22 protein-coding genes are annotated in these 22,231 nt (G+C 62.2%); 12 read left to right on the top strand and 10 right to left on the bottom strand.

Features of this window, described 5'->3' with window-relative positions:
* Positions 1 to 6: 6 nt before the first annotated feature.
* The 3 genes from J9870_RS16215 to J9870_RS16225 form a co-directional block, all read right to left on the bottom strand.
* Positions 7 to 939 (bottom strand): transporter, encoded by a 933-nt coding sequence (locus J9870_RS16215; protein WP_210639022.1) that lies wholly within the window; start codon positions 937 to 939, stop codon positions 7 to 9.
* A gap of 69 nt (positions 940 to 1,008) precedes the next feature.
* Entirely contained in the window at positions 1,009 to 2,001 is a 993-nt protein-coding gene (locus J9870_RS16220; RefSeq protein WP_210639023.1) for a helix-turn-helix domain-containing protein, read from the bottom strand.
* Positions 2,002 to 2,112: 111 nt separating this feature from the next.
* The gene (locus J9870_RS16225; protein WP_210639024.1) at positions 2,113 to 3,123 is read right to left on the bottom strand and encodes an ABC transporter substrate-binding protein; all 1,011 of its coding nucleotides are present in this window, start codon (positions 3,121 to 3,123) and stop codon (positions 2,113 to 2,115) included.
* Between the two features lie 147 nt (positions 3,124 to 3,270).
* Between J9870_RS16225 and J9870_RS16230 the strand changes: the two genes are divergently transcribed.
* A complete protein-coding gene (locus tag J9870_RS16230; RefSeq protein WP_210639025.1) occupies positions 3,271 to 4,287 on the top strand; it encodes a GlxA family transcriptional regulator in 1,017 nt (338 codons plus the stop codon).
* A gap of 7 nt (positions 4,288 to 4,294) precedes the next feature.
* Here J9870_RS16230 and J9870_RS16235 read toward each other — a convergent pair whose 3' ends face one another.
* Positions 4,295 to 5,236 (bottom strand): LysR family transcriptional regulator, encoded by a 942-nt coding sequence (locus J9870_RS16235; protein ID WP_281728914.1) that lies wholly within the window; start codon positions 5,234 to 5,236, stop codon positions 4,295 to 4,297.
* Between the two features lie 340 nt (positions 5,237 to 5,576).
* Between J9870_RS16235 and J9870_RS16240 the strand changes: the two genes are divergently transcribed.
* The 3 genes from J9870_RS16240 (at position 5,577) to J9870_RS16250 (ending at position 8,817) form a co-directional block, all read left to right on the top strand.
* Positions 5,577 to 6,227 carry a response regulator transcription factor gene (locus tag J9870_RS16240; RefSeq protein ID WP_210639026.1) on the top strand — a complete coding sequence of 217 codons (651 nt, stop codon included), beginning with the start codon at positions 5,577 to 5,579 and terminating at the stop codon, positions 6,225 to 6,227.
* A gap of 267 nt (positions 6,228 to 6,494) precedes the next feature.
* Complete coding sequence (locus tag J9870_RS16245) at positions 6,495 to 7,697, top strand: NAD(P)/FAD-dependent oxidoreductase (RefSeq protein ID WP_210639027.1); 1,203 nt, start codon at positions 6,495 to 6,497, stop codon at positions 7,695 to 7,697.
* A 208-nt stretch (positions 7,698 to 7,905) separates the two neighbouring features.
* A complete protein-coding gene (locus J9870_RS16250) occupies positions 7,906 to 8,817 on the top strand; it encodes a LysR substrate-binding domain-containing protein (protein WP_210639028.1) in 912 nt (303 codons plus the stop codon).
* A gap of 161 nt (positions 8,818 to 8,978) precedes the next feature.
* Here the strand turns inward: J9870_RS16250 and J9870_RS16255 are convergent, their stop codons facing one another.
* The 6 genes from J9870_RS16255 to J9870_RS16280 form a co-directional block, all read right to left on the bottom strand.
* Positions 8,979 to 10,019, bottom strand: a complete 1,041-nt coding sequence (locus tag J9870_RS16255; protein WP_210639029.1) for an ABC transporter substrate-binding protein — start codon at positions 10,017 to 10,019, stop codon at positions 8,979 to 8,981.
* A 178-nt stretch (positions 10,020 to 10,197) separates the two neighbouring features.
* On the bottom strand, positions 10,198 to 11,367 hold the full coding sequence (argE, locus tag J9870_RS16260; RefSeq protein ID WP_210639030.1) for an acetylornithine deacetylase: 1,170 nt from the start codon (positions 11,365 to 11,367) through the stop codon (positions 10,198 to 10,200).
* Positions 11,360 to 12,034, bottom strand: coding sequence for a DUF1028 domain-containing protein (locus J9870_RS16265; RefSeq protein ID WP_210639031.1), 675 nt, complete (start codon positions 12,032 to 12,034; stop codon positions 11,360 to 11,362). Before J9870_RS16265 ends, argE begins: the two co-directional genes overlap by 8 nt.
* A gap of 10 nt (positions 12,035 to 12,044) precedes the next feature.
* Positions 12,045 to 12,455 (bottom strand): RidA family protein, encoded by a 411-nt coding sequence (locus J9870_RS16270; protein ID WP_003201555.1) that lies wholly within the window; start codon positions 12,453 to 12,455, stop codon positions 12,045 to 12,047.
* Positions 12,455 to 13,795 carry an NAD(P)/FAD-dependent oxidoreductase gene (locus J9870_RS16275; protein ID WP_210639032.1) on the bottom strand — a complete coding sequence of 447 codons (1,341 nt, stop codon included), beginning with the start codon at positions 13,793 to 13,795 and terminating at the stop codon, positions 12,455 to 12,457. The genes J9870_RS16270 and J9870_RS16275 overlap by 1 nt, the downstream gene beginning before the upstream one ends.
* Positions 13,796 to 14,059: 264 nt before the next feature.
* Positions 14,060 to 14,986, bottom strand: coding sequence for a LysR family transcriptional regulator (locus J9870_RS16280; RefSeq protein ID WP_210639033.1), 927 nt, complete (start codon positions 14,984 to 14,986; stop codon positions 14,060 to 14,062).
* A 125-nt stretch (positions 14,987 to 15,111) separates the two neighbouring features.
* Between J9870_RS16280 and J9870_RS16285 the strand changes: the two genes are divergently transcribed.
* The 8 genes from J9870_RS16285 to J9870_RS16320 all read left to right on the top strand — a co-directional run bounded on the left by J9870_RS16285 (position 15,112) and on the right by J9870_RS16320 (position 22,222).
* Positions 15,112 to 15,951, top strand: coding sequence for a pirin family protein (locus tag J9870_RS16285; RefSeq protein WP_210639034.1), 840 nt, complete (start codon positions 15,112 to 15,114; stop codon positions 15,949 to 15,951).
* 50 nt (positions 15,952 to 16,001) lie between these two features.
* Positions 16,002 to 17,090 carry an alkene reductase gene (locus tag J9870_RS16290; protein ID WP_210639035.1) on the top strand — a complete coding sequence of 363 codons (1,089 nt, stop codon included), beginning with the start codon at positions 16,002 to 16,004 and terminating at the stop codon, positions 17,088 to 17,090.
* Between the two features lie 166 nt (positions 17,091 to 17,256).
* A complete protein-coding gene (locus tag J9870_RS16295; protein WP_135845181.1) occupies positions 17,257 to 17,679 on the top strand; it encodes a nuclear transport factor 2 family protein in 423 nt (140 codons plus the stop codon).
* Positions 17,676 to 18,431 (top strand): SDR family NAD(P)-dependent oxidoreductase, encoded by a 756-nt coding sequence (locus tag J9870_RS16300; RefSeq protein WP_210639036.1) that lies wholly within the window; start codon positions 17,676 to 17,678, stop codon positions 18,429 to 18,431. Before J9870_RS16295 ends, J9870_RS16300 begins: the two co-directional genes overlap by 4 nt.
* A gap of 3 nt (positions 18,432 to 18,434) precedes the next feature.
* The gene (locus J9870_RS16305) at positions 18,435 to 19,682 is read left to right on the top strand and encodes an FAD-dependent oxidoreductase (protein WP_210639037.1); all 1,248 of its coding nucleotides are present in this window, start codon (positions 18,435 to 18,437) and stop codon (positions 19,680 to 19,682) included.
* Positions 19,679 to 20,494 (top strand): DUF1365 domain-containing protein, encoded by an 816-nt coding sequence (locus tag J9870_RS16310; RefSeq protein ID WP_210639038.1) that lies wholly within the window; start codon positions 19,679 to 19,681, stop codon positions 20,492 to 20,494. Before J9870_RS16305 ends, J9870_RS16310 begins: the two co-directional genes overlap by 4 nt.
* Positions 20,466 to 21,737, top strand: a complete 1,272-nt coding sequence (locus J9870_RS16315; RefSeq protein ID WP_210639039.1) for a cyclopropane-fatty-acyl-phospholipid synthase family protein — start codon at positions 20,466 to 20,468, stop codon at positions 21,735 to 21,737. The genes J9870_RS16310 and J9870_RS16315 overlap by 29 nt, the downstream gene beginning before the upstream one ends.
* The gene (locus J9870_RS16320; RefSeq protein ID WP_135845176.1) at positions 21,734 to 22,222 is read left to right on the top strand and encodes a DUF2878 domain-containing protein; all 489 of its coding nucleotides are present in this window, start codon (positions 21,734 to 21,736) and stop codon (positions 22,220 to 22,222) included. The genes J9870_RS16315 and J9870_RS16320 overlap by 4 nt, the downstream gene beginning before the upstream one ends.
* Positions 22,223 to 22,231: the final 9 nt, after the last annotated feature.

Raw genomic sequence — 22,231 nt, forward strand, 5'->3', positions numbered from 1 at the left:
AGCCCCTTAGAAACTTTGCGAGATGCGCAGCGCCGCGGTGTAGCCTTCGGCGCGGTTTCGCGCATCAAGCTCCTTGTAGACATGCAGCCAGATCGGCGGCATACCTGGCTTGAAGTAACTCACCGCCGGCCCGACAGCCAGTACCCGGGCGCGATTGCCCGCTTCCAGCCCCGGTGCGTCGTCATCGGTGAACTGGCGGTAGTAATACCCGCCCACGCCTACGGTCCATGGCCCGACATGCTGGCCCACGGCGAACTCATGGCGGTATTCGACGCCGTTCTTGTAGTCGGTGGCCTGGTTGCGCGTATTGATGTCGGCTTCGAAGCTTGAAGAGACTTCAAAGCCGCTATCGGAGAGGTAAGTGGCATTGAGGATCGGCGAAAACGTCCAGTGATTGAGCCCCGGCGAAATCAGCCGGTCCTTGTCGTAGTCACCGGTCGGCGCCTGGATCTGGAACTGGGCATTGACGAACAGGTTCGGCGAAAGCGTCCACTGCAGGATCACCGGCAACACCTGGATGTCGGCCAGGCGGAACGGATCGGCCGCAAGATCCAACGGGCCAACAGGCGTCTGCACCTGTACCGAGGCGTCCATCTGGAAGAACGGCACCACGGTGCCGAAACCGTACTTGGCCCCCAGCACGGTGTAATCGGTCATGCGCATGTAGGCGACGCCGATGGACAGCACATCCAGCGAGAAGTTGTTGTCCAGCGATTTGCCGTGGCGATCTTTCTGCACGTTGGCCGAATAAAACGCGGTACGCAGACCGACTGTCCCGAAAGGCGTGGCCGGCGGCATCATGCCTGCGCCGAAATCGTAGACCCCGACCGCCGTGGTCGGTGCGCCGTTTTCGGTGCCATGGGCAGCGGTACAGAGACCGCTCAGCCCCAGGGTCAGCCACGTACAGTGCCAGACGTTGATTTTTTTATTTTGGTACATCGAATGCCCCTCCGACCATGTGGTGTTGGGGTCATCCTAGGGAGCTGGCTCGTCAGCGGTTATCCGTTTTCAGCACAGTTGAGCGCGACGCAAGGTTTGTGACGGGGTTTCGCCAAACAGGATCCGATAGTCATTGGAAAACCGGCTCAAATGCCAGAAACCCCAGCGCGCAGCCACCTCCTGCACGCCCTGCACCTGATCACCGCTACGCAGTTCACGGCGCACGGCATTGAGGCGCAATGCCCGCAAATAGGCCACCGGGTTGATGCCCAGGGTCTCCTGGAAGCAGTACTGCAATTTACGCCGGCTAGCACCGATGTGGTTACACAGGTCGAGGATCGACAGCGGTTCGTCGACGTGGGCCAGGGCGTACTCCCGCGCCCGGTCGACCATGCGCTTGCGCGCCGTGGGGTTGAGCGGCGGCGCCTGATCCGGTGCGACCAGCTCCAGCATATGCAGCATTATCGTATCGCGCAGGCCACGCCGGATCGACTCGTAACCGAGCAACGAGTCGCGCCCCTGCTCGCCCCCTTCGAGCTCATCGAACAGCGCCGCCAGTTCGGCTGGCAGCGTCGAGTCGCCGAGGCGGTAACACTTGGGAAGATCAGTAATTCGAAAACGACTGCCCTGGCGTTCCAGCACGTGCTCCAGTGCCTGCTCTTCAATAGCAATGCCGAGCAGATCCAGATGCTGGGGTGTGCACAGGTCGGGCAAGTTGTGCCCGCGGGCGACCAGCAGGCTGGGCTCGATAATCGGATGCCCCGAGCAAAACACCGGACCGTCCGCACTCAATGGCACGCTGAAGGTGATCGCGCCTTCCCAGGCCATACCGCGCTTGGTCAGGGCCTGATTAGAGCGGTCGCGCACCAGTTGCATCCAGTCGCAGCGGAACTCGGTCAACTCGCCCTCGAAACGTCCGGGGGTCAACTGGTCGTAGCTCACCTGCCAACCGCCCATGTTGCGCGCGTGCTCGTCGATGTCTGCGGTGCGGAATCGATTGATCGGCAGCGTCGGCAATGCATCTGTCGAAACCGGCGGCTGCGCCACGTTGGAGTTGTTCATTGACCCGACCTTTCATGATTCCAGGGCTTACGGGTCAAAGCTCAGGCAAGTTCCATTCCGCCTTGGGGCGAGCTCACTCAAGTGTGCCGAAAACGGATAATCGGCCGAGAATTAGCTGCCTGCGTCGCCATGAGCTTGCTCAAAGAAGTAATCCTTCCAGCTGTCGGCCTTGTTTTTCAGCACACCCAACTCATGCAGTTTCTCGGCATAGATATAGGTGCGCTGCGGCACGACAGTGAAGTCGATTTCCGGATCGGTGACGATCTTTTCCACCAGCGACAGCGGCAACTTGGACTGCTCCACGCGAATGTAGGTCTGGGCGGCGGCCGGCTTGTCGGCCTTGATGATGCCTTGCGCTTCCACCAGGGCATCGTAGAACGCCTTGTAGGTCTTCGGATTTTCGTCGTGGAATTTCTCCGTGGTGTAAAGCACGTTGAACGTCGCCGGCCCGCCCAGCACGTCATAGGAACTGAGCACCTTGTGCACATTGGGGCTCTGCAGCGCCTGGTACTGGAACGGTGGGCTGGAGAAGTGCGCATTGATCTCCGATTTGCCGGCGATCAACGCCGCCGTCGCATCCGGGTGCGGGAGGCTGACCGAGATGTCGTCGAATTTCTTGAAGTGCTCGTCCCCGAACACCTTGGCGGTTTCGATCTGCAACGTACGCGACTGGAACCCGACGCCCGCCGCCGGCACGGCAATCCGGTCCTTGTCGGTGAAGTCCTTGAGGCTCTTCACGTTCGGGTTGTTGGTCAGCAGATAGTTGGGCATCGATCCCAGCGAGGCGATGGCCTTGACGTTCTGCTTGCCCCGGGTCCGATCCCAGATCGTCAACATCGGTGGAACGCCCGCCGACACCACATACAGGGCACCGGTCAGCAAGGCCTCGTTCATCGCCGTTGCGCCGGAAATGCTGTTCCAATCCACCTTGATATCAAGGCCCTGGGCCTTGCCATGCTTCTCGATAAGCTGCTGGTCACGCACCACATCGAGGATCAGGTAGCCGATGCCGAATTGCTGGGCGATACTGATCTTGCCCTCTGCCTGGGCCGTGGCACTGAGCAATGCCGCCAGGGAAACGAAGCCCACAGTGAGCGCAGAACGCTTGAAAGCCATAGCCATGAAACCTCACAGTAAATGGAAGAAACCGAGGAAGCTGACTTTAAAGCTATAAAAACAATAATTTAAATACCGGTATGGCATATCAATAGCACTTAAAGATTCAGTGCCCACCGAGACCTCTGACGAACACCGAACCGCGAAACGACCATGAACCAGATGCACCGTGACATCCACGTCACCGCCGAATCGATTTCCCAACCGCGCACGCTGGTGTTCCTGGCGTATCCGCAAATGGGCTTGCTGGACCTGACTGGCGCCCAGACCGTTTTCTGGGCGGCCACCAGAGCCATGAGCAAACGCGGCCTGCCCGGCTACACGCTGCACACCGCGAGCCTGGACGGCGGGCTGATACAGACCGCCGAAGGCCTGGCCGTGCAAACAGAGGCCCTGCACCGGTTCGACGATGCCGTCATCGATACGTTGATCGTGCCCGGCGCCCCCAACATCCGTCAGGCGATGATCGACGCTGTCGACCTGGTGCAGTGGTTGCGCGATGCCTCGACCAAGGCCAGGCGCACCGCCTCGGTGTGCAGCGGAACGTTCCTGATGGCCCAGGCCGGCTTGCTCGATGGTTGTCGGGCGGCCACCCACTGGGCCATGTGCGACCTGCTCAAGAGCGGTTTTCCGTCGGTTGAAGTGGACCTCGACGCGATCTTCATCCAGCAGGGCAACGTGTGGACCTCGGCAGGTGTCAGCGCCGGCATCGACATGGCCCTGGCGCTGGTCGAAGCCGACTGCGGTCGCGACGTGGCCCTGCAGGTGGCCCGTGAATTGGTGGTATTTCTCAAGCGACCCGGCGGGCAGGCGCAATTCAGCCAACTGCTGCAATTGCAGATGCAGGACAGTGCCGGCTTCGACGAATTGCACCTCTGGATCAGCGAACACCTGGACGACGACCTGACCATCGACCGATTGGCCCATCAGGCCGGCATGAGCCCGCGCAATTTCGCCCGGGTCTATAAGCGCCAGACCGGACGAACCCCGGCCAAGGCTGTCGAGATGTTCCGCCTGGAAGCGGCACGTCGGCTGCTGGAAGATTCCCGGCGCAATATCGATCAGATCGCCCGCTCGTGCGGTTTCGGTGACGAAGAGCGGATGCGCCACACCTTCCAGCGCCATCTCTCGATTTCACCCCGTGACTACCGCAATCGGTTTTCCCGTTGATCGCGCATTACGCCACCTTCCTGGGTTCTATCGGCGACGCGGCCTGCTCGGCCACGAACGCACTGCAACGGGAACGCAACCAGCGCTCCCCCGGGTCATCGTGCGAAGCACCGCGCCAGACCATGGACAGTTCCTGCTCGGGCAAGCAGATCGGCGCCGGTTCGGCCCGCAAGCCGGTCGCCACCGCCATCGCGCGGGCAACGTAATCCGGCACGATGGCGATCATGTCACTCTGGGCCAGCAACACCGGCAAGGCGCTGAACTGCGGCACCGTCAGCACCACCCGGCGCTGCCGATTCATCAGGCATAACGCGCGGTCCGAATCATCGATGACGTTGCCCATGGACGACACCACCGCATGGGGTCGGTGGCAGAATTCGTCCAAGGTCAGTTCGCCGGGCTGCCCATCGGCCCGCAACAGCATCGGTCGAATCGAACGCAGGGCCTTGCGTCGGGCATTGGCCGGCAGCTCCAGGGTATGGCTGATCCCCAGTGAAATATCCCCGCAGGCCAGCAACTGGGACATCTGCCATTGATCGGCCCGGCGCACCACCAAGGTCGTGCCTGGTGCCTCGACTCGCAAGCGTCGCAGCAGGTCCGGCAACAGCGCGTATTCGACGTCGTCGGAGAGCCCGACATGAAAAGTCGCCTCGCTGGTGCCCGGGTCGAACGCCTGGCAGCGACTCAAGGCCGCGGCGATGCCATCCAAGGCCGGAGACAGATTGCAAAAAATCTCCTGCGCCCGGGAGGTCGGTTCCATCAGCCGGCCCGCACGAATGAACAACGGGTCATCGAACATCAACCGCAAGCGCGCCAGGGCGCTGCTGATCGTTGGCTGACCGAGAAACAGCTTTTCACTCACACGAGTGACATTTCGCTCATGCATCATGGTTTCGAAGACAACCAGCAGATTGATGTCAGCACGACGCAGGTCATTTCTGTTCATCATGGTAGCCGTCCCAGGCGCCAGGCCTTGAGTCAGGAGTGGACAAGGTCATCGCTCGTGCCCTCATCAAGGCACGGCAGCGACGGGATGCTTGAAGGTTATTCCGGTGGCCGACCGATGTCTGTCGTACGTGGGGACACCCCGCTCATGCCTTCGGCATGGCTCACTGATACTTCGGTATACCGAACGATCCCGTGGTGGCGGGATTTCAGGGTTTTATGTCCTACCTGATGCAAAGGGCGCTTTTAAGATGCGGCTCCCATCTCTGCCCACCGCCATCCAGTGCGAGACCAAGTAAAAATGAAATGAAAGGTCCGCCGGCGTGATTTGTCTCGGAACCCCAATGAATCAGAATCACCCCACGAGCCCGGTCATCAGCAACGATCCCATCGTCTACATCGTCGACGACGATGCCTCCCTGCGCGCGGCGCTCGACAGCCTGTTGCGCTCCATTGGCTTGCGGGTCGAGTCATTCAGCTCGGTAGCGGAGTTCATGCTACACCCTCGCCCTGATGTCACCAGTTGCCTGGTGCTGGACGTACGACTGCGGGGCACCAGCGGCCTGGATTTCCAGCAGGAACTGGCAATGGCCAACATCCATTTGCCGATCGTATTCATGACCGGTTATGGCGACATCGCCATGACGGTGCGGGCGATGAAGGCAGGGGCGGTGGACTTCCTGACCAAGCCGTTTCGCGAACAAGACCTGATCGATGCCGTGTCCGCCGCCCATCAGCGGGACCGTCTGCGGCGCGACTCCGAACGCGGTCAGCACGAACTCCACGGTCGCTACGCCACCCTGACGCCGCGAGAACAACAGGTGATGGCACTGGCTGTGTCGGGCCTGATGAACAAGCAGATTGCCGGTGAAATCGGCCTGAGCGAAATCACGGTCAAGATTCACCGCGGCCAGGCCATGCGCAAAATGTGCGCGCGCTCTTTTGCCGATCTGGTGCGCATGGCCCAGGCGCTGGATATCAGCGGCACCCGGTAAATACCTCGGTTCATGCCCGGTTCATCAATGCCGATCGACCAGCGTTAATACCTTCGTATAGATCCGTCATACCCAGACATATCGCCACTGACCTTATGTAGAAGTGTTGGCGGCGGCACCACTGAATACCATCGTCTACAGCGAACCGAAGTTGAATGCGCTTAATGTTCAATCATTGCAGCCAGACACTTCCGGGTACGTTGCGACACGCTCACGCTGAAACAGTTAAACCATTCAACGTATCGATTTTGTCTTCGGGAGCAAATCATGAAACAGCAAATTCTGGTTATTGGTGCAGGTTTCGGCGGGCTGTGGAGCGCACTGAGCGCGGCCCGCCTGCTGGACCAGCATGATCGTAATGACGTGCAGATTACTGTCCTGGCGCCCCAGGCGGAATTGCGGATCCGGCCGCGTTTCTATGAGCCGGACGTCCACACCATGATGGCTCCGCTGGACGGACTGTTCGACGCGGTCGGCGTAAAATTCGTCCAGGGCTCGGCGAGCACTATCGACGTTGACAGCAAACGGGTCGGCTACGTGGATGTATTCGGTACCGAGGGCACCCTGGGCTACGACCGCTTGGTACTGGCGGCGGGCAGCAAACTGTTTCGCCCCGATCTCAAAGGCATGCTGGAACATGCCTTCGATGTCGATGAGATCGAGCAGGCCACGCGCCTCGAAGCCCATATCAAGTCGCTCAAGCACCTGCCGGACAGCCCAGCCCGTAACACTGTGGTGGTGGCCGGCGGTGGCTTCACCGGAATCGAAACCGCCACCGAAATGCCCGCCCGCCTGCGCGCCGTCCTGGGCGAGGACGCGAACATCCGGGTCGTCGTGGTGGATCGCGGGCCGCAGATCGGTGCATCGTTGGGCGACGGCATTCGCCCGTCCATTATCGAAGCCTCCGCTCACCTGGGCATCGAGTGGATCCTCAATGCTTCGGTTGAATCGGTGGATGCCGGCGGCGTCACCCTCTCGGATGGCCAACGCATCGAGTCCAGTACCGTGATCTGGACCGTGGGCTTCCGCGCCAGTCCGTTGACCCAACAGGTTCCCGGCACCCGCGACCAGCAGGGTCGCCTGCACGTCGACGGACATCTGAAAGTCTTGGGACAAAACGACATATTCGCCACCGGTGACGTGGCGTATGCCGCCACCGATACGGTCGGTAATTACGCGGCGATGTCCTGCCAACACGCCATCGCCCTGGGACGCTACGCCGGTAACAACGTCGCGGCCGACCTGCTGGGCGTGGCGCCGATGACCTACAGCCAACCCAAGTACGTGACCTGCCTGGACCTGGGCGCCTGGGGTGCGGTGTATACCGAAGGTTGGGATCGCCAGCTCAAGCTGGTCGGGCAGGAAGCCAAGGATCTCAAGACCCAGATCAACACCGTGTGGATCTACCCGCCCGCCGCTGACCGCGCAGCCGCCCTGGCAGCGGCAGATCCGTTGATTCCAGTGGCCTGAGACCTACCCCGGCCCGTCCCCCCGCCTTTCTGCGCCGGTCTTTCCCAGACGCCTGCCATTGTTTTTTGGGCAGGCTTTTTTTCTGCCCGCTCCCGCCACAAGCCAGTCTGAATATCGTCAATGCCCAGCAAAATCCGCTGCAATGCTCGCCCCCTCTCCCAGCGGCACGCGGTAAGGTAGGCGCAAACCATCCGGATCGAGGTGTGTCGTGGCGTCCTATTCCCTGCGTCAGCTGAAGTATTTCGTCACTACCGTCGAGTGTGGCAGCGTCGCGGAAGCGTCCCGCAAGCTGTACATCGCCCAACCGTCGATTGCCACGGCCGTCAAGGGGCTGGAGGACAGCTTCGGCGTGCAACTGCTCATCCGCCATCACGCCCAAGGCGTGTCGCTGACCCCGGGCGGTGCTCGCTTCTACCGCAAGGCCCAGGAGCTGTTGCGCATGGCCCGGGAGTTCGAGCAGAACGCGCTGGCCGATAACGATGTGGTCAGCGGCCAGATCGACATCGGCTGCTTTGAAACGGTCGCCCCGCTTTACCTGCCACGGCTGATCGCCGGTTTCCGTGAGCGTTTTCCCGGGGTGGAGATCCGCGTGCAGGACGGCGAGCAGCAGGAACTGGTGCAAGGCTTGACGGGGGGACGTTTCGACCTGGCGATTTTCTATGAGCACGACCTGGACAGCACCATCGAGACCGAAGCATTGACCGCCCCACAGCGACCCTATGCGTTGCTGCCGGCAGGGCATCGTTTCGCCAACCAGGCGCAAGTGTCGCTGCGCGACCTGGCGTTGGAGCCGATGATCCTGCTGGATGTGCAGCCCAGCCGGACCTATTTCGTGAGCATCTTCGAGGAATTGGGCCTGACACCGAACATCGTCTTCAGCTCGCCGTCCATCGAGATGGTGCGTGGCATGGTCGGCCAGTCCTTCGGCTTTGCGGTGCTGGTCACCCGGCCGCATTCCACCTGCACCTACGATGGGCAGCAAGTGGTCTGCGTCAACATCGCCGAAGACGTGACCGGCTCGGCGTTGGTGGCCGGATGGCTCAAACGCGCGCACCTGACCAAACCGGCGCAGTTGTTCGTGGATTACTGCAAGGAACAGTTCAGGCAATGGCTGGCCTGAACCTTGTGGCGAGGAAGCTTTGATCGTCCCCACGCTCTGCCTGGGAATGCATCCCGTGACGCTCTGCGTCACCCTCCAGAAGCGGAACGCGGAGCGTCCCTGGCGATGCTCCCACGCAAAGCGTGGGAACGATCGGTCCATGTGACGGGGCGGTTCGGTGCCTAGCGAGCCGCCCAGGCGTTGAAGCGTTGCTCAAGCTCCTCGCCATGGTCGACCCAGAACTCGGCATCCACGGCCCGGGCTTCAGCCAGGTTGGCCTCGGCGGTAGGCAACTGCTCCTGCACCGCTGTGGGCAACAACGCGAGGGTCTTGCGATGCACCGGCCCATAGGGGATGTTTTCCGAGAACACCTTCTGCGTCTGTGGCTGGCTGGCAAAGGCAATGAACCGCTCGGCCAAGGCCTTGTTCGGCGTGCCCTTGACCACGGCCCAGTACTCCGGGTCATACAAACTCTGCGGCCAGACGATGCTCAGCTTCATACCTTCCTTTTGTGCCGAGGCGATGCGGCCGTTGTAGGCTGCACTCATCGCCACGTCCCCAGCTACCAGCCACTGCGCCGGTTGGGCACCAGCCTCCCACCATTGGATGTTCGGCTTGATCTGGTCCAGCTTGGCGAAGGCCCGGGACACGCCCTGCGGTGTGTTCAACACCTTGTACAAGTCCTGGGCCTTGACCCCATCGGCCAGCAAGGCGATTTCCAAGGTGTACTTGGCCCCTTTACGCAAGCCGCGCTTGCCCGGGTAATCGGCCACATTCCAGAAGTCCGCCCAGGACTTGGGCGCCTTGGCGAGCTTGCTCTGGTCATAGGCCAGGACCATCGACCACACATAGGTGGCCACGCCACATTCGGTGAGTGCCCCCGGGACAAAATTCGCCGGGTCGCCCAGGGCCGTCTGGTCGAGCTTTTCAAACAAGCCCTCCTCGCAACCACGCAGCAGCTCGGGGCTTTCCACTTCGACCACATCCCAACTGGTGTGACCAGCCGCGACCATGGCCTTGATCTTCGATAGTTCACCGTTGTATTCGCCGGCCACGATGCTTCCCGCACCGCTGGCGTTGAAGGGTTGGAAGTAGGCCTTGTCCTGGGCCTGCTTGGTGGCGCCGCCAAAGGAAATCACGGTCAAGCTCTGGGGCGCGGCCAGGACGCTGGTACTCAACAACGCCAGTGCACACGCAATATTGCAACGCAAGGATCTGGACATGAAGCGGTTCCTCGAAATGCCGGCTCGCCCGCACGAACCGGTGACGGGACTCAAAGGTGACCGTAAACACGGGCGGTATGGTCTACAGCAAAGGCTCTTGTCGGCCTGTTCGTTGTCGCCTGGCTGACCACCAGGAATCTCCGTCCATTGAAATCGTTCTCCTCAGGCAGCCTTGCGGTCAGCAATCATTGGGTTCACAGAGATAGCTCGCCAGCCGATCCATCAAGCGGTCGCAGGCGGCCATTTGTTCAACATTCACGTATTCGTCGGGCTTGTGCCCCTGGTCCATGCTGCCGGGGCCACACACCACCGTTGGCACGCCGGCCTGATGAAACAAACCGCCTTCGGTGCCAAACGCGACGGTGCTGAACGCATCGCTGCCGCACAGACGGGCAATCAGTTGCGCGGCGGCGCTGTCAGGGGAAGTCGCCAGGCCAGGGTAGGCGGACAGCTGTTCAAAACGGATCGAGGTGTCGCCTTGCACCGCACGCATCGGCGGCAGCAGCGTCTGTTCGGCAAAATCCTGCAATTGCTCGGCCACCACTTGCGGGGCGAAATCCGGCAAGGCGCGCACTTCGAAATCGAAGCGGCAATCGGCCGGGACGATGTTCAGCGCCGTACCGCCCTGGATCACGCCGACCTGCACCGTCGAATAGGCCGGGTCGAAACGCGCGTCATGCAACGAAGGGTCGGCCAGCGCTGCGCCGATCTCCCCCAACCGGCCCATCAGGCGCGCCGCCTGCTCGATGGCATTCACGCCGTAAGGTGCGTAGGCCGAATGACAGGCCGCGCCTTTGACGTAGCAACGCATCGCCAGCTTGCCCTTGTGGCCCAGCACCGGTTGGAGTTGGGTCGGCTCGCCGATCAGGCACAGCGCTGGCTGGGGAATGCGCTGCACCAGCACCTCCAGCAGACTGCGCACGCCCAGGCAACCGACCTCTTCGTCATAGGAGAACGCCAAGTGCAGCGGACGACGAAGCGGGCTGGCCAGGAACTGCGGCACCGCCGCCAGCACCGAGGCCAGATAGCCCTTCATGTCCGCCGTCCCCCGGCCGTACAACCTGCCGCCCGCCTCGCTCAGGCAAAACGGATCGACCGTCCAGGCTTGTCCATCCACCGGCACCACATCGGTATGCCCGGATAACACCACGCCACCGGGCACCGACGGGCCGATACTCGCCAACAGGTTGGCCTTGGTCCGCTCGGGGTTGTAGATCAGCTCGCACGCCACCCCCAGGTCGCGCAGGTAGCCACGCACGAATTCGATCAGCGCCAGGTTCGACTCGCGACTGACCGTGGCAAAGCCCACCAGACGGGCGAGTAACGCGCGGCTGCGCAGTTCACTCATCGCCCGGCACTCCATAGCTGGGGGCCTGGGTCGGGTCGAGGGCACGGGTCAGGTAATCCTGCAATTGCGGCTGATAGGCCAGCCAGAGTTTCGTCAACTCACCGATGGGATTTTCCTCGGCCCAGTCCACTCGCAGATCGACGATGGGCCAGGTCAGGTCATCCACCACCGACAGCGCCGCCGAATGCACCGCCCCGGCTTCGCCACCGGCCTGCTGCCCGGCCTGCAACGCACTCAACAAGCGTGAGGCCAGGCAGCCTTCGCTGTGCTCGAAAGCCGCGACCATGGCCTCGATCACGCCTGCACTGGCCAATAGATTGCCGGCGGCCACGCACTGCTCACCGGCCAGCGCGTTGTGGGTGCCCAAGGCATGGCTGCCACTGAAAATCGCCGTGTGTCCATGGGCATCGACCACTGCCACCTGGCGATACTGGCTGTAGCCATTGCGCGCCAGAGCGCGGTCCACGGCCTCTTGTGCCACCAGCCCGCTGGCCAGCTCGTCGAGGATCAACGGGCCAAGGGCCGGCAGCGTAATGTTCTGGCTCGACACGGCGCCGACGCCCGCCCGCAACCAGGGGCAACGGGCGCCGACGGCAATGCTCGAGGAGCTGATAGCGACACCCAACTGACCGGTTTCAGCGCAGCGCCCGACGATGGAAAAAGTCATGTTCCACTCCTTATTCGGGGATCACCGCGATCACGTCGATTTCCATCAGCCACTGCGGCTGGCCGAGGGCGCTGACCACCAATCCGGTGGAAATCGGGAACACGCCCTTGAGCCATTTACCGACCTCTTGGTACACCGGTTCGCGGTAGCGTGGGTCGATCAGGTAGGTGGTGGTCTTGACGATATGGCTGAGGTCGCTGCCGGCTTCTTCCAGCAATTGCTTGACGTTGCGCATGGCCTGCTCGGCCTGCGCACGAGGATCGCCAAGGCCCACCAACTGACCATTGAAGTCCGTACCGACCTGCCCGCGCACATAGACGGTGTTGCCTGCGCGCACGGCCTGGCACAAGTCGTTGTCCAGGGTCTGGTTCGGGTAGGTGTCTTTGGTATTGAACATGCGGATGCGTGTGTGAGTAGGCATCAACGGACTCCCATGAGGCTGGTCTTCTGGCTGGGCGAATCGCTGGGGGCTGCTTGCTCCCGCGGATTCTCGTTCTGGCGCTGGGCAGCATCCCGATAGGCCAGATAGGTACGCTGCTTGACGATGTGGTCAGCGATATGCCGAGCGTCATGCCACACGCCCCAGATGAACGCCGAGCCGCGCCGTGACAGCCATGGCAGCCCCACGAAATACAGGCCCGACTCGCTCGAAACTCCGCGCTGATGCCGGGGTTTACCGTGGGCGTTGAGCGCGTCGACCTTCAGCCAGCTGTAATCCACCGAGTAACCGGTGGCCCAAATAATGCTGGTCACCCCAGCGGCGGCCAGATCCAACTGCAGGATCGGCTGCGTCAGGCAGTGCGGGTCGGGCAGCAGCTGGCGGGCCTCGGGCTCGAGGGGCAGATCCAGGCCGTTGCGAGCGATATAGGCATCAGCGGCATCCAGCAGCGCCAGGTAGTTTTCGTCGCCGCGAGCGATGTTTTCGGCCAGGTTCGATTCAAAGGTCACCACGCTGCCGTTGAACGATTTCGTCAGGCCCACCAAGGTGATGCCCTCATGGGCCAGCCGACGAAAATCCACGGTATGGCCACCACGGGCGCCGCTCACGGCAATGGTCACGTGTTCCTTGCCGGGCTGGACAACCTCGGCATCCCACTCGCCGAGCACCCCCAGCCACCAGCAGAAATCGCGGTTGCGATAGGCCCGTGGCGGCCGATCATGGGCGCCCACCGAGAGGTAGACTTGCTTGCCGGCGCGCTGCAACTCATCGGCGATCTGCACCCCCGACGACCCGGCGCCCACCACCAGCACCGCCCCCTCGGGCAACTGCTGTGGATTGCGATACTCGGCGGAGTGAATCTGGGCGACCGTGGCCATCTCGGGGGCGATCGGCGGAATCACCGGCCGTTGGAATGGCCCGGTGGCCACGACCACATGAATGGCCTCGATCAGGCCATCAGAGGTTTCAATGGTGAACCCCGGGCGGCCGACGTTGCGCTCGACGCTGTTGACCTCCACGCCGGTACGGATCGGCGCATTGAACTTGCGGGCATAGGCTTCGAAGTAATCGGCAACCTGGTCCTTGCCGGCGAAGGCATCGGGGTCAAGCCCCTCGAATTCCAAGCCAGGAAAACGGTCATGCCAGGCCGGGCCGTTGGCGACCAGCGAATCCCAACGCGCAGTGCGCCAGGCCTCGGCAATCCGGTTGCGCTCCACGACCAGGTGAGGCACACCTTGTCGGCTCAAGTGCTCGCTCATGGCCACACCGGCCTGACCGGCACCGACAACAAGCGTATCTATGTGTAAGGTTTCAACGGGCATGTCTGTGCACTTCCGGCAGTGGGTTGGTTCAGGCCGGCATGGCGCCGCCTCGGGTACTGATTTTTTGTTCTGCGATTGCGACTATCGGGAAGAGGTGTCGAGGCGATTGTGTTGGCAGGCGGGGATTAGCGAAACGAGGGTTTTTATCGTTGCTGGGAAGGAAAAAGCTGGATGTACGCCTGATGTCGGGTCAGGCGTTCGGCAGTGGCTCGGGGCTAGAAGGGAGGGTGTGGCAGTGGATCCTGATAACTCGGTATCAGGCGTTTACTGACAGGTCTGTTTCAACTGCGCCGGAAACGCCTTGAGCTCAAGCTTCTCCATCACCAACCCAATGAATGCCGAGACCGCCAGCGGCAACTGGCGTCGACTCGGGTAAAGCACATTCAGGCCAAAACCGGCGCGTTGGTATTGCGGTAGCACGCGCACCAACCTGCCGGCCTCCAGGTCGAGGCTGCTCAGCGCCGACGGCAGCACGGCGATGCCCAGGCCGGCGACGGTTGCCCTGCGCAACGCTTGGGCAGTGTTGGCATTGAATCGGCTGGCGATCTGCACGTGTTCCTCGACACCATCCGGGCCGACCAATCGCCAATGGGTCATGCCGCTGGGGTGGGCGAAGCTCACGCTGTCGTGGTGAGCCAGGTCCTGCAGTGAAGCCGGCGTACCGCGTGCCGCTAGGTAGGCCGGGCTGGCGACCATGCCGTCACCGTCGTTCTTGAGGAGTTGACGACCAACATACCCCGAGTCCTGCAAGGGACCGCCGCGAAAAGCGACGTCGATGCGATCGGCAATCAGGTCGACACGAGCGTCGCTGAGCACGAAATCAAGTTGCACCCGAGGATGTGCGGCCAAAAAGTCGGCCACCCATTCCATGGGGAAGAAATCGAAAAAATCCGCCATCGCCGCAATGCGCACCAGACCGCTGGGTTCCTCGGTGCCCATCATCAATTCCTGTCCCGCCTCCATCAGACCGTCCACTGCGTTCACGCAGCGCTCATAAAACCCTTGGCCCACATGGGTCAACGTGAGTTTACGGGTGGAGCGTTGCAGAAGCCGCGTGCCGAGCTGTGCCTCCAACTGCTGGACACGCCGGCTCACGGTGTTGGATGGCATGCCCAGGCGCCTGGCCGCTTCGGCAAAACTGCCGCTGCGGACCACTTGGACAAACAGCGCAATGTCGTTGAGATCGGGCATAGCGACGCTATTCCTTCGAATTCTGGATGAGTTCAATCCGATTGTATCGGCTAATCAATCTATTGGCAGGCACTTATCCTTTCTCGTATCGAGGCTGCCAAACGCTCAAGAATCCGAGGTAATCCATGAACAGCATCGTCGCAGCACCGCCACGCGCCATCGTCCATCGCACCTCTGGCCGCAGCCACGGGCCGATCACCCGGCTCATGAGCCCCGGTGACCTGGGCCAGCTGTGCAAGCCCTTCGTGTTTCTCGATCGCTTCGCGTTCAAGGCCGACGCCATGCAACGAGGTTTCGGCATGCACCCACACTCCGGGATCGCGACGCTGACCTACATGATTGAAGGCGAAGTGGTCTACGAAGACACCACCGGCCAGTCAGGCACGTTGCCCAGTGGCGGCATGGAGTGGATGCAAGCCGGCCACGGCGTGTGGCACGACGCCCGGCCAGTCGGTGGCGCGCCGATCCAAGGTTTCCAGCTCTGGGTTGCGCTGCCGCCTGCGCAAGAGAATGCCCCGGCCCATAGCGTCTATCTGGCGCCCCGCGACCTTCCCCGCGAAGGCCCGGCACTGGTGTTGCTCGGCCAACACGGCGCGGCCCGTAGCAGCGTTGCCTCCCCAGCGGGCATGAACTACCTCGCCGTGCAGTTGAAAGACCAGGAGCGCTGGCGTTACACCCCACCGGCCGGGCACACCGTCGCCTGGCTGGCGGTCAGCAGCGGCAGCCTCAGCGCTGGCGGCAACGTCGATGCCGGGGAAATGGTGGTGTTCCAAGAGTCCGGCCAGGCCATCGACATCGTTGCCCGGGGCGCGACCTCATTCGTGCTCGGCTCGGCGGTCAAGCATCCCCACGACCTGGTGATGGGGCACTACTCGGTGCACACCAGCAAGGCCGCGCTGGAGAAAGGTGAGAAAGAAATCCAGCGCATCGGCGCCCTTTTGCAACAAGAGGGCCGGCTGGCTTAGCCGACCCTCGACTCACTCCTTATCCATATCCGATCCCAAAGAGGTGAATCATGACCAACATCGGTCTCGATCTTCTGCTGTCCCGTGCTCAAGTCGGCAAGCTGTCCTTGAAAAACCGCATGATCATGGCACCCATGACCCGCAGCCGTGCAGGCGCGGGTGATGTGGCCACGCCCCTGATGGTCGAGTACTACAGCCAGCGGGCCAGTGCTGGCCTGATCATCAGCGAAGGCTCCCAGGTATCGGCGCAGGGCAAGGGTTACCTGCGCACACCAGGGATCTTTACTCCCGAACAAATTGCCGGTTGGAAACAAGTGACCGACGCGGTTCACGCCCAAGGCGGACAAATCTTCCTGCAGCTCTGGCATGTAGGTCGTCTTTCCCATCCGTTGGTGCAGGTTAACGGCGCCCAGCCCGTGGCCCCTTCGGCGATCAAGGCCGACGGTGAGATCTATACCGCCGAAGGCCTCAAGCCCTACGAACTGCCCCGGGCGTTGGACCTCGATGAAATTCCAGGCGTGGTCGCCGATTTTCGCCAAGCGGCGGCCAACGCGAAGCTGGCCGGTTTCGACGGCGTGGAAATTCATGGCGCCAACGGCTACCTGATCGACCAGTTCCTGCGTGACGGCACCAACCAACGTACCGACGTCTACGGCGGCTCGATCGAGAACCGCGCGCGTTTCCTCAAGGAAGTGGTCGAATCGGTGATCGAAGTCTTCGGCGCCAGCCGTGTTGGCGTGCGCCTGTCGCCGATCTTCAGTTATTTCTCGATGAGCGACAGCAATCCGCAAGCAACTTTCGAATACGCCGCCAGGATGCTCAGCCGTTACGGTCTGGCCTACCTGCACATCGTGGAGCTGGGCCAAGGCCCGTTCGACTTCCTGGAACTCAAGCGCCGCTTTGGCGGGCCCTACATTGCCAACGGCGGCTACAGCGCCGAACGCGCGGCCGCTGCCATCAGCCGTGGCGAAGCGGACCTGGTGGCGTTCGGCACACCGTTCCTGGCCAACCCGGACCTGGTGGAGCGTTTCAAACTGGGCAAGGCACTGAATAGCCCTGACACGGCGACGTTCTACCAGGGTGACGAACAGGGTTATACGGATTATCCGACGTTGGCCGAAACCCAGACACAACAATGATCCAGTGAGACGGGAGGCAAGGCTTCAGTGCCCTCCTCTCGTCTCGGCTTGAAATTGTACAAATTCACATTTTCTTATACAAATAACTTTAAAACGTACAACTCCTGAAGTAGGCTTCAAAAACTTGTACAGAAATATGTATCTGTACAATATTTCGGAGCCTAGCATGTCCGCCTATCTCCAACGTTTCGCCCAGGCTTTTGCCGAACTGGACGCCCGACGCCTGGCCGAGCTCGATGAGCTCTACAGCGTCGACATCCATTTCCAAGACCCCTTGCACCGGATCGAAGGCCTGACGGCCCTGCGTGAGTACTTTGCGCAGTTGTATGCCAGTGCCAGTGACGTGCGCTACGATTTCCACTCGTTCGATGAGGTCGCTCCCGGCGAAGGCTATTTGCGCTGGACCTTGCACTTTCGGCACCCACGCCTGGCGGGCGGAGCCCCCGTGGCATTGTCGGGTTGCAGCCATTTGCGCTGGACCGACCGGGTCTACCACCACCAGGACTTCTTTGACGCCGGTGCCCTGCTCTACGAACACTTACCGTTATTGGGGCCGGTGATCCGCTGGCTCAAGCGCAGGCTGGCATGAGCCGCGTCTGGCTGACCGGCGCCAGCAGCGGCATTGGCGCGGCATTAGCGCAAGTGCTGCTGGAACAGGGCCACCACTTGGCATTGAGCGCGCGCCAGGTAGAACCCTTGCAGGCACTGGCAACACGCTATCCAGACCAGGTGCTGGTACTGCCAGGCGACCTGACCGACCCGCGCCAGGTCGCCAGGGTCTGCCAGCAGATTGACTGTGAGTGGTTGGCGCTGGACCTGGTGATTCTCAATGCCGGTACCTGCGAATACCTGGAGCCTGGACGCTTCGACACCCGTCTCGTCGAACGCGTCATCACCAGCAACCTGCTGGGCACCAGCCATTGCCTGGAGGCCGCCCTACCCTTGCTGCGCCGAGGCCAGTGCCCACATCTGGTGGTGGTGAGCAGCGCGGTCACCTGGCTGGCCCTGCCTCGCGCCGGCGCCTACGGTGCCTCGAAGGCCGCGTTGCGCTATCTGGTGGAGTCCTTGCGTATCGACCTGGCCACCGAGGGCATCGACGTCACCCTGGTGAGCCCCGGTTTCGTCGATACGCCACTGACCCGACGCAACGATTTTCCCATGCCCATGCGCTGGTCGGCGCAACGGGCCGCACGGCATATCGCACGGCGCTTGCCGGCACGGCCTTTGGACATCGTATTCCCCTGGTTCTTCACCGTCGTCCTGCGCTTGCTTGGACACTTGCCCGCAAGCTGGCGGCTGGCCCTGGGCCGGCGCCTGGCACGCCCCTCCAAGGAATCTTGAGACATGCGCATCGCAATCATCGGCAGCGGCATTTCCGGGCTGACCTGTGCCTATCTGTTGGCTCGTCGACATCAGGTCACTCTGTTCGAGGCCGACAGCCGGATCGGTGGCCACACCCATACCGTGGATGTCGATTGCCAGGGCAGGCGCTTTAGCGTTGATACCGGCTTCATCGTGTACAACGACTGGACCTACCCGAATTTCATTCGCCTGCTGGATCAATTGGGCGTCGCTTCGCGTCCTACGCAGATGAGCTTCTCGGTGCATGACCCGGCCACCGGGCAGGAATACAAGGGCTACACCTTGCGCAGCCTGTTCGCCCGCCGGCGCAACCTGCTGTCGCCCGGTTTCTGGGGCATGCTGCGCGACATCCTCCGGTTCAACCGGCAGGCGACGGCCGACCTGCAGGCGCACCGTATCGACAGCGCCACGCGACTCGGTGACTACCTGCACAGCCACGGTTATGGCCAGCGTTTCATCGACCACTACATCGTGCCCATGGGTTCTGCGATCTGGTCGATGTCGCCGGCCAGGATGCTGGAGTTTCCGCTGCAGTTCTTCGTGCGCTTCTGCCACAACCACGGCCTCCTGTCGGTCAATCACCGCCCACAATGGCGCGTGATCGAGGGCGGTTCACGCAGTTACATCACTCCCTTATGCGCCGGGTTTCACCAACACATCCGGCTCAACTGCCCGGTGCAAAGCGTCAGCCGAGACGCGACTGGGGTATGCGTGACCAGCGCCGCGGGCATCGAGCGTTTCGATAAAGTGGTGTTCGCCTGCCATAGCGACCAGGCCCTCGCCCTGCTCGAGGCGCCCAGCACCGAAGAAACCGAGGTCCTCGGTGCCCTGGCCTATGCCAGCAATGAAGTGCTGCTGCACACCGACACGCGATTATTGCCACGGCGGCGCCAGGCCTGGGCGAGCTGGAACTACCGCCTCGGCGGCCCACCTCAGGCTCCGGCCGCGCTGACCTACAACATGAACATCCTCCAGGGCCTGGACGCGCCGGTGACCTTCTGCGTAAGCCTGAACCAGAGCGATGCGGTCGATCCGGCGCAGGTGCTTGCGCGCTTCGAGTACGCCCATCCCCAGTACAGCCTCGCCGGGGTAGCCGCGCAGGCCCGCCAGGGTGAATTGCAAGGACACCGGCACAGCTATTTCTGCGGTGCCTACTGGGCCAATGGTTTCCATGAAGACGGCGTGGTCAGCGCACTCCACGTAGCGGAGCTTTTCGGAGAACGCCTTTGAACAGCAGCCTGTGTCGCGGCTGGATCGACCATCGGCGCCATGCACCGCGAGTCCACGCATTTCGTTATCCGATCGGCATGCTGTACCTGGACCTCGCCGAACAGGATCATGTGCTGGGTCTGTCACGCCTGCTGCGGTCATGGCCCCTGGCGCCGCTGTGCTGGCGCGAACGCGACTACCTGCCTGCGCGCACCCGCCTGGGTGTGCCCTTGGTCGACGCCGTGCGCGAGATCCTCACCGAAGCGCTGGGTACGGCTCCCCAAGGCGCGATCCAACTGCTGACCCAGCCACGTAGCTGGGGCCTGTCGTTCAACCCGGTGAGTTTCTATTTCTGCCACGAAGCCGACGGGCGCCTGTCGGCGATTCTCTGCGAAGTGCGCAACACCCCGTGGCGCGAGCGTCATCACTATGTGCTGCCGGTACGCCCTGGCGAGCCCCAGGCGTTCCGGGTGGCCAAGGCTTTCCATGTTTCACCGTTCCTGCCCCGGGACATGGATTACCGCATGCGCTTTCGGCTCCAGGACTCCCACATTCGCGTGCACATGGAGAACTGGCGCGACGGGCACAAGGTCTTCGAGGCCCACCTGGCGCTCGAGCGCGAGCCTCTCGATGGCCGGTCGTTGCGCCGCCATGTCCTGGCATTCCCATGGATGAGCCTGCGCACTGTCAGCGCCATCTACTGGCAGGCCTTGCGCCTGCTGCTCAAACGCACCCCTCTGTACACACACCAGGCAAGCCAAGGCGACCTGAGTATTGGTGAAACCGCCCACAAGGACCCCGACCATGCCCGAACCCACCCTGAGCGTTACTAAGGCCAGCAGCTTCTCCCCGTTCAACGGCGGCTTCTTCAAGCAGGCCGTGCTCGGCCAACTGCGCCGCCTGCGTCACGGCCATCTGCGCCTGACGGTCGATGGCGCGCCGTTGAGTTTCGGCGACCTGAGCAGTCCCTTGGTAGCCGAGGTCGAGATCCTCGACGCCGCCGCCTGGGGCATGGTCGCCGGTAACGGTTCCATCGGCGCCGGCGAGGCCTATATCCGGGGCTACTGGCGCAGCGCCGACCTGACCGCCGTGACACGCCTGTTTGTGGCCAACCTGGAAGTGCTCGACGCCATGGACAGCGGCCTGGCCCGCCTCAGTCGCCCCCTGATGCGCGGCTTGCACTGGCTCAACCGCAACAATCGAAAAGGCTCGCGGCGCAATATCATCGCTCACTACGACTTGGGTAATGAGCTGTTCGAGCGACTGCTCGACCCCACTATGATGTATTCGGCCGCACTGTTCGAAAGCCCGGAGCAAAGCCTGGAAGACGCCCAGCTCAACAAGCTTGAACGCATCTGCCGCAAGCTCGATCTGCGCCCAGGCGACCATTTGCTGGAAATCGGTACGGGCTGGGGCAGCCTCGCCATCCATGCAGCCACTCACTACGGTTGCAAGGTGACCACCACGACCTTGTCCGACGAGCAATACCGCCACGCGCTGCAGCGCATCGAGACGCTGGGTCTGCAGGACCGCGTGCACGTGCTGTGCAAGGACTATCGTGACTTGCATGGGCGCTACGACAAGTTGGTGTCCATCGAAATGATCGAAGCCGTCGGGCATCGATACCTGCCTGAGTATTTCCGCTGCTGCGCCGCGTTGCTCAAGGATGACGGCCTGATGCTGCTGCAATCGATCACCATCCGCGACCAGCGCTACACCCAGGCCCGACGTTCGGTGGATTTTATCCAGCGCCATGTTTTCCCCGGCGGCGCACTGCCGTCGCTGTCGATTCTGTTGAGCATCGCCAGCACGCGGACGCAACTCAACCTGCTGCACCTTGAGGATTTCGGTGCGCACTACGCCCGTACGCTGCGACACTGGCATGAGAATCTGCGCCAATCGCGCCAGGTTTTGTTGGAGCTGGGCTACGACGAAACCTTCCAGCGCCTGTGGGAATTCTACCTGTGCTACTGCGAAGGGGGATTCCAGGAGCGTGCCATCGGCGTTGCCCAGTTGCTGTTCGCCGGCCCCGCTGCCCGCCCGACGGCCCTGGCGGAACAACGGCAGGCCCGATGAACCGCATCGGCCTGCTGATCAACGCACTCTGGCTGCAACTGGGCTGGTGGGGATGCGTGGCTGGCGCCCACCAGCCAGGCTGGCTGCTGGTGGTAATCTGTGGCCTGCTCGCTCACCTAGCATTCAGCCCGACGCCCAAGTCCGAGTTCTATGCGGTGACCAGCGTTGGCCTCTGCGGCATGTTGCTGGACTGGAGCCTGGGCGCACAGGGCCTGTTCGTGTTCAAGCAGAGCCCGTTGCCACTTTGGCTGGCCCTGCTCTGGCTGGTCTTCGCCACGGGCTTGCGGCATAGCCTGGCCTGGGCCATACGGCCGGTCTGGCGCGGTGCGCTGGCAGGCATGGTGGGTGGTCCGCTGGCCTATTGCGTGGGAGCACCATTGGCCGGGGTTACGCTGCCCCTTGGCGTACTCGGAACCGCGTTGGTCTTGGCCCCTCTCTGGGGGTTATGGCTACCACTGGCGTTGCGCCTGGCTGAATCGCGCTGACCACGGGAT

Source organism: Pseudomonas sp. Tri1 (assembly GCF_017968885.1).
Taxonomy (GTDB): domain Bacteria; phylum Pseudomonadota; class Gammaproteobacteria; order Pseudomonadales; family Pseudomonadaceae; genus Aquipseudomonas.